Below are 15,771 nucleotides of genomic sequence, written 5' to 3' on the forward strand. Positions count from 1 at the left end.
GAGTTCCTCCTCATCCAGCCCTGCCTCACGACCAGGCGTCTGCGTAGGCGGTCATGCGAGGCCCGCTTTCGCTTTCAGCGGCTCCCACCACGCACGGTTCGAGCGGTACCAGTCGACGGTGGCGGCGAGGTTGTCGTCGAAGCTGCGCGACAGCGACCAGCCGAGCTCGGTGACCTTGCCGATGTCGACGGAGTAGCGACGGTCGTGACCCTTGCGATCCTCGACGGGCTGGATGTAGCTCTCGTCGCGACCGCAGAGATCCAGCAGCCGATGGGTCAACTCGACGTTGGTGAGCTCGTTGCCCGCGCCGATGTTGTAGACCTCGCCGGGCGTGCCTCGGTCGAGGACGAGCTGCGCAGCGATGTTGTGGTCCTCGACGTGGATCCAGTCGCGGATGTTCAGACCGTCGCCGTACAACGGCACCTTCTTGCCGTCGAGCAGGTTGGTCGTGAAGAGCGGGATCATCTTCTCGGGAAACTGATACGGGCCGTAATTGTTCGAGCACCGAGTGACCAGCACCGGGAGCCCGTACGTCACGTGGTAACTGAGCGCGATCAGGTCGCTCCCGGCCTTCGCGGCCGAATACGGCGAGCGCGGCTCGAGGACGTCGGTCTCCTTCGACGAGCCGACCTCGACCGAGCCGTACACCTCGTCGGTCGAGATGTGCACGAACCGCTCGACGCCGACCTGATTGGCGACATCGCACAGCACGTTGGTGCCGACGCAGTTGGTCTGGACGAACGTCGAGCCGTCGGCGATCGACCGATCGACGTGGGTCTCGGCCGCGAAGTGGACCACGGCGTCGTGGCCGTCCATCGCTCGGGCGACGGCGTCGGCGTCACGGATATCGGCGTGGACGAACTCGGCTCGCCGATCGTCGAGCACATCGCGGATCGACGCGAGATTGCCGGCGTAGGTCAACGCGTCGTAGATCGTCACCTCATGGTCGGTGGTGTCGAGCACATGGCGGACGTAGTTGGAGCCGATGAATCCGGCCGCGCCGGTGACGAACAGTTTCATGAAGCCGACTCGCCAGAATCGGTGGACCGACCGGGCGCTGCCAGTTCGAACAGATCGGGCTGATCGGACAGGAGCGGGGCTTCGAGATCCTTGTCGGACAACACGACCCCACCGGCAACATCAGGCCACGCGATGCCGATCGCCGGATCATCCCACCGCACCGCACGCTCACAGTCCGGGGCGTACGGCGCCGAGACCTTGTAGGCGACGTGTGTGTCGGGCTCGAGCGTGCAGAAGCCGTGCCCGAAGCCGACGGGCACGTACAGCTGGTTGCCCGCCTCGGCGCTCAACGTGACCACGACGTGGCGGCCGAACGTCGACGAACCCCGACGGAGGTCGACGGCAACATCCGCGATCGAGCCGCGCAGCACACGGACGAGCTTCGCCTGCGCGTGCGGAGCCAACTGATAGTGCAGGCCGCGAATCGTGCCAGGGCTGGCGGAGAACGACTCGTTGTCTTGGATGAAGGCGACGTCGATCCCGGCATCGGCGAACACGTGCGCCTTGAACACCTCGCTGAACCACCCGCGATGGTCGCCGAAGCGGCGCGGCCGGATCTCGACCACATCAGCGATCTCGGTCGGCGTCAGCTCCACCTATCGGCTCCTTCCAGTCGCGACAGCAGGTACTGGCCGTAGCTGTTGTTTGCCATCGATTCGCCAGCTGCCCGCATGACGTCGTCGTCGATCCACCCGTGTTCCCACGCGATCTCCTCGAGACACGCGATCTGGCGGTTCTGGCGATGCTGGATGACTCTGACGAACTCGGACGCTTCGACCATCGAGTCGAACGTACCGGTGTCGAGCCAGGCATGGCCCCGCTTGAGTTGTTCGACGCGCAGGTCGCCCCGCTGGAGGTAGGCATCGATCACGGACGTGATCTCGAGTTCGCCGCGAGCGGACGGCACGACCGCCTCGGCGGCCTCGACGACCTCATGATCGAAGAAGTACAGCCCGGTGACCGCCCAGTTACTCCTCGGGCTCGCCGGCTTCTCCTCGATCGACACCGCTCGGCCATCGCTGTCGAGTTCGACGATGCCGTACCGCTGCGGCTCGTGCACGTGATAGCCGAAGATCGTCGCGCCCGAGGTGCTCGCAGCAGCTCGAGCGACCATGTCGGAGAGTCCGGCACCGTAGAACAGGTTGTCGCCGAGTACGAGCGAGGCACCGTCGCCGTCGAGGAAGTCGGCACCGATGAGGAACGCTTGCGCGAGGCCCTCGGGTCTCGGTTGCACGGCGTACTCCAACCGCATGCCCCACGCCGAGCCGTCGCCGAGCAGCCGCTCGAACGCGGCGGCGTCGGCCGGTGTCGTGATGATCAGCACCTCTCGGATGCCAGCGAGCATGAGCACCGACAGCGGGTAGTAGATCATCGGCTTGTCGTACACCGGCAGGAGTTGCTTGGACGTTCCGAGCGTCACCGGGTGCAGACGAGAGCCGGTTCCGCCGGCGAGCACGATTCCCTTCACGCCGCGCAGGATAGGTGCTCGACGGCCGCGCTCCGACGATGCAGCGCCACGACCGCTGCTCAGCCGTCGGTGTCGGCGGCGACGGGCGGGAGCGGGCCGACGCCACGGAAGTAGTCGAGGATGGCCCGAGACTCCTCGTTGTCGATGAGCAGGAGCACCGAGTTCCCGTTGATCGTGGCACCCTCGACCGGGAGCTGATACGTCGTCAGCCCCTGTCCGAAGGCCTTGCGCAGCGTCCCGGCCGCGCCGAGCGGATCGAGGTTGGGGTCGAGACGCAGCGTGTCGGTGGTCGCGCCGATGAGGTCGGACGCCAGGAACGGATCGGACTGCAGCCGCTCGATCGTCTGGTTGACCGTGGTCGAGATGAACTGCTGCTGCCTCGTGATCCGGCCGAGGTCCGCGGTCGGGTCCTTGCGCCACTGGCCGTCACGGAACTCCTCGTAGTTGCGGCTGCGAGCGTAGGCGAGCGCTTGATCTCCGTCGAGCAGATTGCAGCCCGGCGGTTGGTTCAAGCCGCTGTTGACGTCACGCGTCTGGAAGTCGAAGCAGATGGTGGTGCCACCGATCTGCTCCACGAGCGCCTTGAACCCGAAGAAGTCGACGTCGACGACGTGGTTGATGGGAATCCCGAACTCGCGCGACACCGTCGCGGCGAGCACATCTGCGCCCCGGTTGTACGCCGAGTTGATGCGCTGGGGCTGGCCGGTATCGGCGATCGTGACCCAGAGGTCGCGCGGCAGGCTCAGGATCGCCGCGCCGTTGCCATCTTCCTCCTGTCGCAAGATCATCACGGTGTCGCTCCGACGCCCCTGAACGACCGACTGATCGCCGATCGCCCCGAAGTCACCCGACGTCGGATCCGCGCCCTCCCGCGAGTCGGATCCGATGATCAGGTAGTTGACCGCCGGCCCGTCGACGGCGACGAGCACGTCACCGAGTTCGGCGCGCCGATCCGGGTCGTCGAACTCGGTCAGCCGACTCACGTCACCGACCTGGCGATCGGCCGCCGTGATCACTCCGGTGGCACCCGCGACCGCGGTCGCCACGGCGAAGACGAGCCCGAGCCACGCCGACGAGCGTCGACGGCGTCGCGGCGGGCTGCCCTGATCGATCGGCTGCTGCACGTCGCGAACCTAGACCGTGCTGTTCGCCAGCGGGCGGCATCGCGCCCGCTTCGGCCGTCGACGAACACCGTGATCGAAGGGCCGTGATCGAAGGGCCGTTTCAGGATCGTCGCAGGTGGACGACGTCACCCACATCGAGCACGTGACGCATGCCCTCGTCGTCGTCGACCAGCAACCGACCGAGTTCGTCGACGTCGACCGCCGACCCGAGCAGCACTCGATCACCCGGGAGCTCGACCCGCACACGCTGGCCGAGCGTGACCAGTCGATCGCGGTACGACGCTGCGATCGATTCGGGCGACTCCGCGAGTAACGCGTCGATCTCGCCGAGCATCGCCGCCAAGAGATCGAGCGGCGAGACGGGGTGCTCGCCGGACGACGCCAGGTCGTGGACGAGCGCGGCGCCGTCGGGCGCCCACCCCACGTTGACGCCGATCCCGACCACGACCGCCCCGCTCGTCGGCTCGCGCTGAGCCAACACGCCGGCCAGTTTTCGATCGCCGACGACCAGGTCGTTGGGCCACTTCAGCCCCACCGCCGGATCGATGGCCCGAGCAGCGGAGATCCCCACGACGTGCGTCAACACCGTGGGGTTGGCGGGAACCTGCGTGAACAGCAGCGAGACGAGCAGATTCGCGCCGGGCGGTGCGACCCAGGTCCGATCGAGTCGTCCTCGTCCAGCGCTCTGATGGTCGGCGACGAGCACCGTGCGATGCGTCGCTCGCCCCGCCTCGACCTCGCGCAGCAGATCGGCGTTGGTACTCCCGGTCGACTCCACGTGGCGAACCGTCCATCCCGGCGGCCAGTGTCTCGGCAATGAGCGGTCGCCGACGCCCGAAACGGCCCCGTCAGGATCGGGAATGACGAAATCTCGAGTCACGCCACCTACATTTGCACTCGTGCTCAAGAAGATCCTGATCGCCAACCGAGGCGAAATCGCCGTCCGAGTCATCCGCGCCGCCCGGGAGATGGGAATCCAGACGGTCGCCGTCTATTCCGAACTCGACCGCGACTCGATGCATGTCCGCCTCGCCGACGAGGCGTATGCCCTCGGAGGCCAGACCGCTGCCGAGAGCTACATCGACTCCGACAAGTTGCTCGACGCGATCCGCACCAGCGGTGCCGACGCTGTGCATCCCGGCTACGGATTCTTCAGTGAGAACGCCGATTTCGCTCGCGCCGTCGCAGCGATGGGCGTCGAGTTCATCGGCCCACCACCCGAAGCGATGGATGAGATGTCGGACAAGGTCTCGAGCCGTCAGGCCGCGATGCGCGGCGGCGCTCCGATCGTTCCCGGCACCACCGAGTTCGCACAGAGCGCCGACGAGATCCGCGACTTCGGCAACGAGAACGGCTGGCCTGCGGTGATCAAGGCGGCGTTCGGCGGTGGTGGCCGCGGCATGAAGGTCGTCCACGGGCCCGACCAGGTCGACGACGCCTGGGCGTCGGCGCAGCGCGAGGCCAAGAGCTTCTTCGGCCGTGACGAGGTCTACGTCGAGCGCTACCTCACGTGGCCTCGCCACGTCGAGATCCAACTCGTCGGCGACAAGCACGGCAACTGCGTCTGGGTGTCGAGCCGTGACTGTTCCGCTCAGCGCCGTCATCAGAAACTGATCGAGGAAGCTCCCGCTCCCTCCCTGCCCGACGGCGTCGAGGAAGCGATGGGCGAAGCCGCCGTGAAGGCGGCGCAAGCCGTCGGCTACTACGGCGCCGGCACCGTCGAATTCATCTACCAGGACGGCGAATTCTTCTTCCTCGAGATGAACACGCGCTTGCAGGTCGAGCATCCCGTCAGCGAGATGATCACCGACATCGACCTCGTCGAATGGCAGATCCGTGTGGCTGCGGGCGAAACGTTGCCGATGACGCAGGAACAAGTCGATGCGAGCCGCCGCGGCCACTCGATCGAGATCCGCATCAACGCAGAGGACCCGACCGACGGTAAGTTCCTGCCGGCGCCCGGCCCGATCACCAAGCTCGTCCCGCCGGACGGGTTCGGGGTCCGCTTCGACACCGGCTATCAATCCGGCGACTCGATCAGCCAGTTCTACGACAACCTGGTCGGCAAGCTGGTCGTGTGGGGGCGCACGCGTGAGGTCGCCATCGCTCGTACGATACGTGCACTCGAAGAACTCGTGGTCGAAGGCGTCGCCACGACGATTCCCGCCGACCTGGCGATCCTGCGTCACCCGGACTTCGCGGCGATGGAGCACTCGACGAAGTGGGTCGAAGAACGCCTTGACCTGTCCGGCATCTCGGTCGGTGGCACCACTCCGCCGCCCCAGGACGAAGGTGCGCCCGAACTCGTTCGCCGCAACACCACGGTCGAGGTCAACGGCAAGCGTTTCGACGTGTCGATGTGGGTCCCGGATCAGCCCGTCGTCGCTGTCGGCGGCGCCGCAGCACCGGCGAAGAAGCGCGAGAAGCGAGCTGCTGGTGGCGGCGGCGCCGGTGGTGGTTCCGGCACCATCGAGGCTCCGATGCAGGGAACGATCGTCAAGGTGCTCGTCGAGGTCGGAGCGACGGTCGAGCCGGGCGCCGGACTGGTCGTACTCGAGGCGATGAAGATGGAGAACCAGATCAACGCCGACACCGCTGGCACGGTCAAGGAGATCAAGGTCGCCGCCGGCGATACGGTCGGCGGCGGCGACGTGCTCGTCATCATCGAGCCCGCCAGCTGATCCCGGCCAACTGATCCCCGCCAGCTGATCGCGGGCGGCGCTGGTCACCAAGGGACGAGGCTGCCCGTGGCGGCTGCATCGTCGATCTCGCGGCGACGCCGGATCTCGGCGAGCATGTCGGCGAGATCCCGCTCGTCTCGAAGGCCCCCGTCAGCTGGCATCGTCGGCGGCAGCAGCGCCCTGACGGCCGTCGCCGTGCCGAACCGTTCGCGAACCGCTTGACGGCTACGGCCGACGAGCCGCCCGATCTTCGCCCAGTCCTTGCCCGCACGTCGGGCGCCGAGCACGGACCGGCGCTGGAGCCAGGGAAGGTAGACGTCGAGCAACAATCGCTGACACGCAAGGGCTCGCCCGTGATCCTCCCCCAGGGCACCATCGACCAGCCAGCGGACCTCGCGTTCCACGCTCATGGCTCCCATGCAGCCAGACCGGTGTGACAACGACGGGAGACACCGTGCGCTGTGGGATCGTCCGGCGCGACCGATACCGGTGTCGCTACACGGGGCCGGTGGAGTGCCATCGGTGGCCGTGACAAGGTGGCGTGTCACGTCCAGCCACCTTGTCACGGCACCGGCGGTAGGGTCCCGAGCCCTCCCGTTGTCGAGCCCACACGGCGAGGCCCGGCTCGATCTTCGGGATCCCTATTCGGCGGCTTCGGCGAGCGCTTCACTCAGCGCCGGATGCACGAGGATGGACTCGACGAGGTCGGTGACCGTCAGGCCGGCGGTCACGGCGACGGCGATCACCGAGATCAACTCCGCAGCGTGCCGGCCGACGATCGAACCGCCCAGGATCACGCCGGTCGCCGGGTCGGAGATGATCTTGACGAACCCGCGCGTATCGTTGTTGATCATCGCCTTGGCGGTCGCCGAGAACGGCACCTTCGTGACGCGGATCTTGCGACCCGACGCGAACGCCTCCGCTTCGGCGAGGCCCACGTCGGCGATCTCGGGTTCGGTGAAGATCGCCGACGCCGCCTTGTCGTAGTCGAGATGGCGATGGCTGCGCGTGTGCAGCCCCATCACGTGCTCGGCGACCTTGCGACCCTGGATCGACGCGACCGACGACAGCGGCAGCTTGCCGCTGATGTCACCGGCGGCGTAGATGTGCCCCACGTTGGTGACGCAGTGATGGTTGATGTCGACGTAGCCCCAGTCGTTGACGTGCACACCAGCCGACTCGAGTCCGAGTTCGTCGGTGTTGGGGATCGAACCGATCGCCAGCACGGCATGCGATGACGTGACACTTCGCCCGTCGTCGCAACGCACGATCACGCGATCACCGTCCGGGTCGGGCGTGCCATCGGCGTCGATCCGCTCGATCGCCTCGGCGCGCGCTCCCATCAACAGCTTGACCCCGCGCTGCATGAACTCACTCTCGAGCACCGACGCGACCTCCGGATCCTTGCCCGGAAGCACCTGCTGACGACTCACGACGAGAGTGACCTTCGATCCGAAGGAGGAGAACATGTGCACGAACTCCACACCCGTGACGCCCGAGCCGACGACGGTCACGCTCTCGGGGAAGATGCGCGGCGGGTAGCAGTCACGAGTCGTCAAGATGCGCTCGCCATCGGGGTGACACCAGTCGGGAATACGTGGTCGCGACCCGGTCGAGACGAGCGCTGAATCGAACTCGATCACTTCGACGCCGCTCGCCGTCTCCACTTCGACCGTGTGTGGCCCGGTGAAGCGGCCGCTGCCGCGCACGAGTCGAACGTTTTGGCTCTCGAGGAGCTCGGTCGTGTTGCCCGACATCTTGCCCTTGATCTGATCGATCCGTGCCGTGAGGGCAGTCGTGTCGATCGTCGGTTCCTCCTGCTCGAGGCCCATGCCTTCGGATCGACGCATGAAGCTCATCGCGCCGCCGGTTGCGATCATCGACTTCGAGGGGATGCAGTCCCACAGATGTGCGGCGCCACCGATGACGTCACGTTCGACGACGGTCACCTCTGCGCCGAGCCGAGCTGCGTAGGTTGCGGCGACGTTGCCGGCCGGGCCACCGCCGATGATCACGAATCGTTCTGCCACCTCGTCAGACTAGGAGCCCGAGCAGCCCGTGCGTCAGTGAAGGTGTGCGTCGAAGCCGGAGTCGGAGAACAGCGTCGCACGCTCCGTCGCTTCGACGGGCAGTTCGGCACCCGGGTCGATCGACCGGTTGGCGACCAGGTTCGGGCAGAAGCGGGACGGATACGGCAGTTGGTCGCGGGACTCGCCGACCCATTCGAAGTGCATGCCGTCGGGCGTCAAGAAGTTGCCGCCCCAGGCGAACCCGTGCTTGCGGAAGATCCGAACGGTGCGACAATCGATGTCGGGAGGGGCGCATCCCTGGCACGAGCCGATCGTGTTGGTGTCGATCGCCATCGCCCAGGTGTGCCGGGAGAGAAACCCGATCGAACTGTTCTGCGCGAGACGATTGAAGCGGGGGTTGTAGCAGCCGCCTGCACGGTTCGCGTCGACGGTGTTGATGGTCCAGGCGAGTCCGGCAGCTGCCACGTCAGCGAGCGCCGCCCGCAGCGCCGGTTCGATGGCGCGGTGGCACCGTGCCACGATCGGCACGTCGCCGTTCAAGAGCGTGCGCCCCGACGGCAGGTTCTCGTTCGTCCACGCCGAGTCGATCGACACCGAGCCGTCGGCGTTCACGCGGTAGGCGAACTCGCCCATCAACGCCTTGGCGGCGCCCATTCCCAGCGTCGAGTCGGGATCGGCCGGCTCCCAGCTCCGGCGGATCCGCACCGACGTCGAGACGAGCTGGTTGTCGACCAGTGCCTGGTCGAGGGCGACGCGATCACCGAAGTTCCAGATCATGACGCTGCTCGCGCGAGACAGCCCGATGCGCGCCGCTCCGGCGGGGGTCAGCAACAATTCGGTGCCACCGGTGACCGAGTCGGGCACCACCGACCCGATCGTGAAGTCGACCGGTCCGCCCCATGACGCCTGCAGCGTGATCGTGTCGCCGGCGATCGCGCCGCGGAGCGCAGCGGTCTGTGCTCCCATCACGACGTGCTGCTCGCCGAGCGTCGCAGCGACGCCGTCGCCCATGAACGCTCGGATCGCCGACGGCTCCAGAACGGTGGTCCCCATCGGATAGGCGAAGCCCGAGGGCGCCTGCTGCACGAACGTCCCTCGACGGGTGACGGCGGTCATGCCGATCGAGGCCGCGTGACGAACCGTCGAATCAGCCCCGACCGACGCAGCGGCCGCGAGCGCCCGCGCCTCGACGTCAGGGCTCAGCGCGCCGCTGTTGTACACGCTGACGACGTCCGCTCGCTCCGCCACGATGCGTTGCGCCTGTTCGGTGACCTGTGCCCCACCCGACCCGTTCACGCCAGCAGCTGCCGGCACGGCGACGAGCACGCTCAACGCCGCAGCGATCACCGCGACCCGACGCGAGCGCGGCTGTCGTCCAGCGTCGGACGTGTCGAGTGGTGGCGTGAACACTCGACGCATATTACGAAGTCGTGACACAGTCTCGATGTCATGTCGAGAAAAGTTTCGTTGCCGCTCGTCGAGGGTCGATTCCATGTTTCTCCGCGCCGCGAAGCTGGCTACGGTCCCTGTTCCGTGAGCCAGTCACCCGATTCCGCCCCTGCCGACGCACCTGTCGACCCACATGCCGACGTACCGTCGACTGATCCGTCGGCTGCGAGCGGCAGCGGTCTCGAGGCCGAGAAGCAACGGCGCAGCGCACAGATCGCTGCGCTACGCGAGTCCGGTACCAACCCGTATCCGTACCGATTCGACCGCACGCACACCCTCGCCGAGATCCGTTCTCAGTGGGGCGAACTCGAAGCGGGCGTCGAAACCGACGACGCCGTGTCGATCGCCGGTCGGATCATGCTCAAGCGCGACTCGGGCAAGCTCGTCTTCGCGACCGTCCGCGATCGCACCGGCGACGTGCAACTCTTCATCTCGAAGGCGGTCGTCGGCGAGGACGCGTTCGCCGCGATCAAGTCGCTCGACCTCGGCGATTGGATCGGCGCTGACGGCACCGTGATGACGACCCGCAAAGGCGAGCTGTCGGTCAAGCCCGAACGCGTCGAGCTCTTGTCGAAGGCGATCCGACCGATGCCCGACAAATGGCACGGTCTGACCGACACCGATACCCGGTTCCGACAGCGCTACGCCGACCTGATCGTCAACGACGACGCGCGCCGCAACTTCGAGATCCGACACGAGACCGTGGCGAGCTTTCGCCGCACGCTGGCAGCACACGGTTTCATCGAGGTCGAGACACCGGTGCTGCACCCCGAGGTCGGCGGCGCCCACGCTCGACCGTTCACCACGCACCACAACACCCTCGACATGCAGCTCTACTTGCGCATCGCCGTCGAGCTGTACCTGAAGCGGTTGATCGTGGGCGGCATGGAGCGGGTGTATGAGATCGCGCGGACGTTCCGCAACGAGGGCATCTCGACTCGGCACAACCCCGAGTTCACGATGATGGAGCTCTACCAGGCGTTCGGCGACTGGAACGACGTCATGGACATCACCGAGGAGCTGATCACGACAGCGGCCCGCGACGCGCTCGGCACCACGATCGTCGACGTACGCGGCGAGCCGGTCGACCTCGCCGATCCGTGGCCGCGCAAGCGGATGATCGACTACGCGTCCGAAGGAACGGGGGTCGAGTTGCACCCGTCGATGCCGGTCGACGACGCTCGCCGTGTCGCCGCCGATCACGGCGTCCACGTCGAGACGCGCTGGGGATCCGGCAAGATCATCGAGGAGCTGTTCGAGGCAACGGCCGAGCAGTCGATCGTGCGGCCGACGTTCGTGACCGGGCACCCGGTCGAGATCTCGCCTCTCGCACGCGTCGACCGCAACGACCCGTTCCTGACGGAGCGCTTCGAGTTGTTCGTCGACGGCCGAGAACTCGCCAACGGCTACTCGGAGTTGAACGACCCCGCCGAGCAGCGCGCTCGTTTCGAGGAAGAGCAGGCGGCCAAGGACGCGGGTGACGACGAGGCTGGCACCGTCGACGAGGACTACCTGCGGGCACTCGAGTACGGGATGCCGCCGACCGGCGGACTCGGTATCGGCATCGATCGGCTGGCGATGCTGCTCGCCGGGGTCGACTCGATCAAGGAAGTCATCCTCTTCCCGACACTTCGGCCCGAAGCGTTCTGACACTCCAGCGACGCCGCCGACCCCGAACTCGAACACCAACTCGACTTCCACCTCTCAGCACTCTCGAAGGAGAATCACCGATGACACGCATGGCATGGGGCGCAGGCCTCGCAACCGTCGACGAGAACGGCGCGACACTCGACACCTGGTACCGCTGGCTCGGTTGGGGCGAGTTCGGTGGTGACGACTGCCCACTCGACGAGATCGAAGACCGTCTGACCCGCCGCGATGCCGTCGACGAGGTCCGCAAGGTCACGATCCGTCCCGTCCGCATCTCCGTCGACGTCGACGAAGCGCCCGCCTCCCCCGAAGACGCCTACCTGCGCCTCCATCTGCTGTCGCACCGGCTGGCCGCGCCGCGCTCGATCAACATGAACGGCACGTTCGCGGCGCTGAACAACGTGGCGTGGACCAACCTCGGTCCCGTGTCCATCGCGTCGCTCGACGACGTGCGCCTCGCCGTCAAGCAATCCGGGGGCGTCCTCCTCGTGCAGGGCCTCGACAAGTTCCCTCGTATGACCGACTACGTCATCCCGAGCGGGGTTCGCATCGCGGACGCGGACCGAGTGCGTCTCGGCGCTCACCTCGCCGAGGGCACCACCGTGATGCACGAAGGCTTCTGCAACTTCAACGCCGGCACGCTCGGGTCCTCGATGGTCGAAGGGCGCATCTCTGCCGGAGTCGTGGTCGGGAACGGATCCGATGTCGGCGGCGGCGCGTCGATCATGGGCACGCTGTCGGGCGGCAACGACGAGGTCATCTCGATCGGTGAGCGATGCCTGCTGGGCGCGAACTCCGGCATCGGGATCAGCCTCGGTGATGACTGCGTCGTCGAGGCCGGCCTCTACGTCACCGGCGCAACGCCGGTGATGACCCCCGACGGCGTCCGCAAAGGACGCGAGTTGTCCGGCATCGGCGGCGTGATGTTCATCCGCGACGGCCAGACCGGGCAGGTCATCGCCCGGCCTCGTTCGCGCAGTTGGGGCGAACTCAACGCCGAACTGCACTCGGGCCAGTAGCGCCCGTCTGGGCCGTCCCGGCCTCGCTCGCCCGTGGCGGAAACCTCCTGAGGTCGAGCGTGCGGGGGTACTCCCGTGGCATGGCAGCGAGCATCTCGTCGAGGGCCGCGAGGTCGACGCGACCCGGAGTGTGGCCGTGGTCGAAGAACCGGCTCGCACGGCGCGCTTCGGCTTCGGCGGCGTTGACCGGGAACGTGTCGTACGAGCGACCACCCGGATGCACGATCTCGTAGGTGCCGCCGCCGATGACCCGTCGACTCCACCGGTCGACCACGTCGAACACGAGCGGACCATGCACGTCGATCGTCGGGTGCAACGCCGACCACGGCGCCCACGCCTTGAACCGCACTCCTGCCACGCTCGTGCCGCTCGTCATCGTGCGCTGCATCGGGATCGGCACGCCGTTGCAGGTCAGCACGTGTCGCTCGTCGTTGAGTCCGGCCGCCAACACCTGCACCCGTTCCACCGAGGAGTCGACGTAGCGCGACGTGCCCGAGCCGCTCACCTCCTCGCCGAGCACATGCCACGGTTCGATCGCTCGGCGGATCTCGACGCGTACGTCGTCGACGACCAACTCCCCGATCAAGGGGAACCGGAACTCGAGGAACGGATCCAGCCACGACGCGTCGAACTCGATGCCGTGGTCGACCAGGTCGGCGACGACGTCGTGGATGTCGGCGCGCACGTACCAGGGCAGCATGTACCGATCGGTCAGGTCGGTCCCCCACCGCACGAGTCGACCTCGATACGGCGCGTCCCAGAACCGAGCAACGAGCGAACGCACGAGCAACGCTTGCACCATCGCCATCTGGGGATGTGGCGGCATCTCGAAGGCGCGCAGTTCGAGGATCCCGAGCCGCCCGCGATCGGAGTCGGGACTGAAGAGCTTGTCGATGCAGAACTCCGACCGATGGGTGTTGCCGGTCAGGTCGACGAGCAGATGTCGCAGCAACCGATCGACGATCCACGGTGGCGCGTCGTCGCCGGCACGTTCGAGCTCGGCGAAGGCGATCTCGAGCTCGTAGACCGTGTCGGCGCGTCCTTCGTCGACACGCGGCGCCTGGCTGGTCGGCCCGATGAACTGCCCAGAGAACAGGTACGACAGCGACGGGTGATGCTGCCAGTAGGTGATCATGCTGCGCAGGAGGTCGGGACGGCGCAGCAGCGGGCTCTCGTCGGGCGTCGCGCCGCCGAGGGTGACGTGGTTGCCCCCGCCGGTCCCCGTGTGGGTGCCATCGAGCGCGAACTTCTCGGTGCCGAGGCGGGCCTGACGCGCTTCGTCGTAGAGCGCGTCGACGACGTCGCGCAATTCCGGCCACGACGACGTCGGTTGCACGTTGACCTCGATCACGCCAGGATCGGGCGTGACCACGAGCGTCGAGAGTCGAGGATCGCGCGGGAGCGGATACCCCTCGATCACGATCGGCACGTCGATCGACCCTGCGACGTCCTCGACGGCTGCCAGGAGCTCGACCGCACGCTCGGCCTGCTCGACCGGCGGGAGGAACACGCAGAGGTGACCGTCGCGGATCTCGACGGTGACCGCCGTCGGCGCCGCCTCGTGGACGGGCACGGTTGCGGCTGGCGACGGCATCGAGCCGGAGGGCGGCAATGCCCCTCGTCGTTCGAACGGTGATCGTTCGAACGAGTCGGGATGCGGCGACCACGTCAGCGATGCGAGTGGCAAGCGCAACCCCACCGGCGAGTCGCCACCGATCAGATAGAGGCGACCGCGACGCAGCGTCCACGTCGTGGTCGCCCACCCGACGTTGTCGGCCGACGGATGCAACGGCAGTACGAACCCGGCCGGCTCGCCGATCGATCCGGCGAGACGTTCGACGAGGCGGCGACGGACGTCGGCGCTGGCGATCGCCGCTGCCTCCGTTTCGTCGACGTCGAGTTCGGGTGCGTCGCCCTCGGGGAGCCGGGACTCGGCCCACGACGTGTCGACCGGGTCCTCGTAGGCAGCGACGACCGCATCGACGCCGAGGCCGAAGCGCCGGGCCATCTCGTGGGCGAACCGCTCGGCGTGGTCGAGGTCGGCAGAACCCGGCGCCGACGGGTCGGCCAGCAGCGACGAGTCACGCCACATCGGCTCGCCGTCGCTGCGCCAGACGATCGCGAGTTGCCATCGCGGCAGTGGTTCGCCCGGATACCACTTGCCCTGACCGTGTTGGATCAATCCACCAGGAGCGAAGCGCTCACGCAAGCGCCACGTCAACGTCTCCGCCAGGGCGCGCTTGGCCGAACTGTCGGCGGTGATGTTCCACTCCGGACCTTCCATGTCGTCGATCGACACGAACGTCGGCTCACCACCCATCGTCAGCCGAACATCGCCAGCGTCGAGCGCTGTGTCGACCTGTTCTCCGAGCGCGTCGATCCGCGCCCACTGCTCGGGGGTGTACGGCAGCGTCACGCGTGGGTCTTCACGGAACCGGTGCACCGTGTTGGTGAACGAGAACTCGACCTCGCTCGGGCCGGTCGACCCCGCGATCGGCGCCGCCGACGACGGATGCGGCGTGCACGCCAACGGAATGTGCCCTTCGCCGGCGAAGAGTCCCGAGGTCGGATCGAGACCGATCCACCCGGCACCGGGAACGTATACCTCGGCCCACGCATGCAGATCGGTGAAGTCGGCCTCGGGCCCGTCGGGGCCGTCGAGCGACGGCTGGTCGCTCGTCAACTGGACGAGATACCCCGACACGAACCGGGCCGCCAGTCCGAGATGACGCAGCGCCTCGACGAGGAGCCAGCCGGTGTCTCGACACGAGCCGATCCCGCGATCGAGTGTTTCGTCCGGCGTCTGGACTCCGGGCTCCATCCGGACGGAGTATGCGACGTCGCTGTAGAGACGTCGGTTGACGTCGACCAGGAAATCCGCGATGCCCACATCCGACACCGTCGTGTCGATCGTCGACAACCACTCCCGCAGGAGCGGCCCGGCGGGCCCCGCCGGGCGGAGATAGGGCTCGAGGTCGGTACGGGTCTGGTCGGTGTAGTCGAACGGATACTGCTTGGCCGACTCCTCGACGAAGAAGTCGAACGGGTTGATCACGCCCAGGTCGGCGACGAGGTCGACGGTGATGTCGAGCGACGTGGCAGGTTCCGGGAAGACCAGGCGGGCCATGAAGTTGCCGAACGGATCCTGCTGCCAGTTGATGAAGTGGTCCGCCGGTTCCACTTTCAGGCTGTAGGCCAGGATCGGGGTCCGGCTGTGTGGAGCGGGACGCAGCCGCACGATGTGCGGATGGATGTCGACCGGTCGGTCGAATCGATAGCTGGTGCGGTGTTCGATCCCGATGTGGATGCCCAAGGGGTGTGGTTCCTCTC

Annotated in this window: 12 protein-coding genes; 3 read left to right on the forward strand and 9 right to left on the reverse strand. The window is 67.1% G+C overall.

Features of this window, described 5'->3' with window-relative positions:
- Positions 1 to 51: 51 nt before the first annotated feature.
- From rfbB to ACE37B_RS04710, 5 genes are all read right to left on the reverse strand, one after another.
- Positions 52 to 1,020, reverse strand: coding sequence for a dTDP-glucose 4,6-dehydratase (gene rfbB / locus ACE37B_RS04690; RefSeq protein WP_409922118.1), 969 nt, complete (start codon positions 1,018 to 1,020; stop codon positions 52 to 54).
- Complete coding sequence (gene rfbC, locus ACE37B_RS04695; RefSeq protein ID WP_409922119.1) at positions 1,017 to 1,616, reverse strand: dTDP-4-dehydrorhamnose 3,5-epimerase; 600 nt, start codon at positions 1,614 to 1,616, stop codon at positions 1,017 to 1,019. Before rfbC ends, rfbB begins: the two co-directional genes overlap by 4 nt.
- Positions 1,607 to 2,488, reverse strand: a complete 882-nt coding sequence (gene rfbA / locus ACE37B_RS04700) for a glucose-1-phosphate thymidylyltransferase RfbA (protein WP_409922120.1) — start codon at positions 2,486 to 2,488, stop codon at positions 1,607 to 1,609. Before rfbA ends, rfbC begins: the two co-directional genes overlap by 10 nt.
- A 59-nt stretch (positions 2,489 to 2,547) precedes the next feature.
- Complete coding sequence (locus ACE37B_RS04705; protein ID WP_409922121.1) at positions 2,548 to 3,612, reverse strand: LCP family protein; 1,065 nt, start codon at positions 3,610 to 3,612, stop codon at positions 2,548 to 2,550.
- Between the two features lie 100 nt (positions 3,613 to 3,712).
- The gene (locus ACE37B_RS04710; protein WP_409922122.1) at positions 3,713 to 4,390 is read right to left on the reverse strand and encodes a biotin--[acetyl-CoA-carboxylase] ligase; all 678 of its coding nucleotides are present in this window, start codon (positions 4,388 to 4,390) and stop codon (positions 3,713 to 3,715) included.
- A gap of 121 nt (positions 4,391 to 4,511) precedes the next feature.
- On the opposite strand from ACE37B_RS04710, the gene ACE37B_RS04715 reads away from it, so the two are divergent.
- Entirely contained in the window at positions 4,512 to 6,293 is a 1,782-nt protein-coding gene (locus ACE37B_RS04715; protein ID WP_409922123.1) for an acetyl/propionyl/methylcrotonyl-CoA carboxylase subunit alpha, read from the forward strand.
- 44 nt (positions 6,294 to 6,337) lie between these two features.
- Here the strand turns inward: ACE37B_RS04715 and ACE37B_RS04720 are convergent, their stop codons facing one another.
- From ACE37B_RS04720 to ACE37B_RS04730, 3 genes are all read right to left on the reverse strand, one after another.
- On the reverse strand, positions 6,338 to 6,703 hold the full coding sequence (locus tag ACE37B_RS04720) for a hypothetical protein (protein WP_409922124.1): 366 nt from the start codon (positions 6,701 to 6,703) through the stop codon (positions 6,338 to 6,340).
- A gap of 231 nt (positions 6,704 to 6,934) precedes the next feature.
- Entirely contained in the window at positions 6,935 to 8,323 is a 1,389-nt protein-coding gene (locus ACE37B_RS04725; RefSeq protein WP_409922125.1) for a dihydrolipoyl dehydrogenase family protein, read from the reverse strand.
- A 33-nt stretch (positions 8,324 to 8,356) separates the two neighbouring features.
- Positions 8,357 to 9,733: a M15 family metallopeptidase gene (locus ACE37B_RS04730; RefSeq protein WP_409922126.1), complete on the reverse strand. Its 1,377-nt coding sequence runs from the start codon at positions 9,731 to 9,733 to the stop codon at positions 8,357 to 8,359.
- 123 nt (positions 9,734 to 9,856) lie between these two features.
- On the opposite strand from ACE37B_RS04730, the gene lysS reads away from it, so the two are divergent.
- Together lysS and ACE37B_RS04740 are read left to right on the forward strand one after the other, a co-directional pair.
- Positions 9,857 to 11,422, forward strand: a complete 1,566-nt coding sequence (gene lysS / locus ACE37B_RS04735) for a lysine--tRNA ligase (RefSeq protein ID WP_409922127.1) — start codon at positions 9,857 to 9,859, stop codon at positions 11,420 to 11,422.
- Positions 11,423 to 11,502: 80 nt separating this feature from the next.
- Positions 11,503 to 12,441, forward strand: a complete 939-nt coding sequence (locus ACE37B_RS04740) for a tetrahydrodipicolinate N-succinyltransferase N-terminal domain-containing protein (RefSeq protein ID WP_409922128.1) — start codon at positions 11,503 to 11,505, stop codon at positions 12,439 to 12,441.
- Here ACE37B_RS04740 and ACE37B_RS04745 read toward each other — a convergent pair.
- Positions 12,413 to 15,754 carry a DUF2126 domain-containing protein gene (locus ACE37B_RS04745; RefSeq protein ID WP_409922129.1) on the reverse strand — a complete coding sequence of 1,114 codons (3,342 nt, stop codon included), beginning with the start codon at positions 15,752 to 15,754 and terminating at the stop codon, positions 12,413 to 12,415. The genes ACE37B_RS04740 and ACE37B_RS04745 overlap by 29 nt on opposite strands.
- Positions 15,755 to 15,771: the final 17 nt, after the last annotated feature.

It is taken from the genome of Ilumatobacter sp., from assembly GCF_046290335.1.
In the GTDB taxonomy this organism is placed as follows: Bacteria; Actinomycetota; Acidimicrobiia; order Acidimicrobiales; family Ilumatobacteraceae; genus Ilumatobacter_A.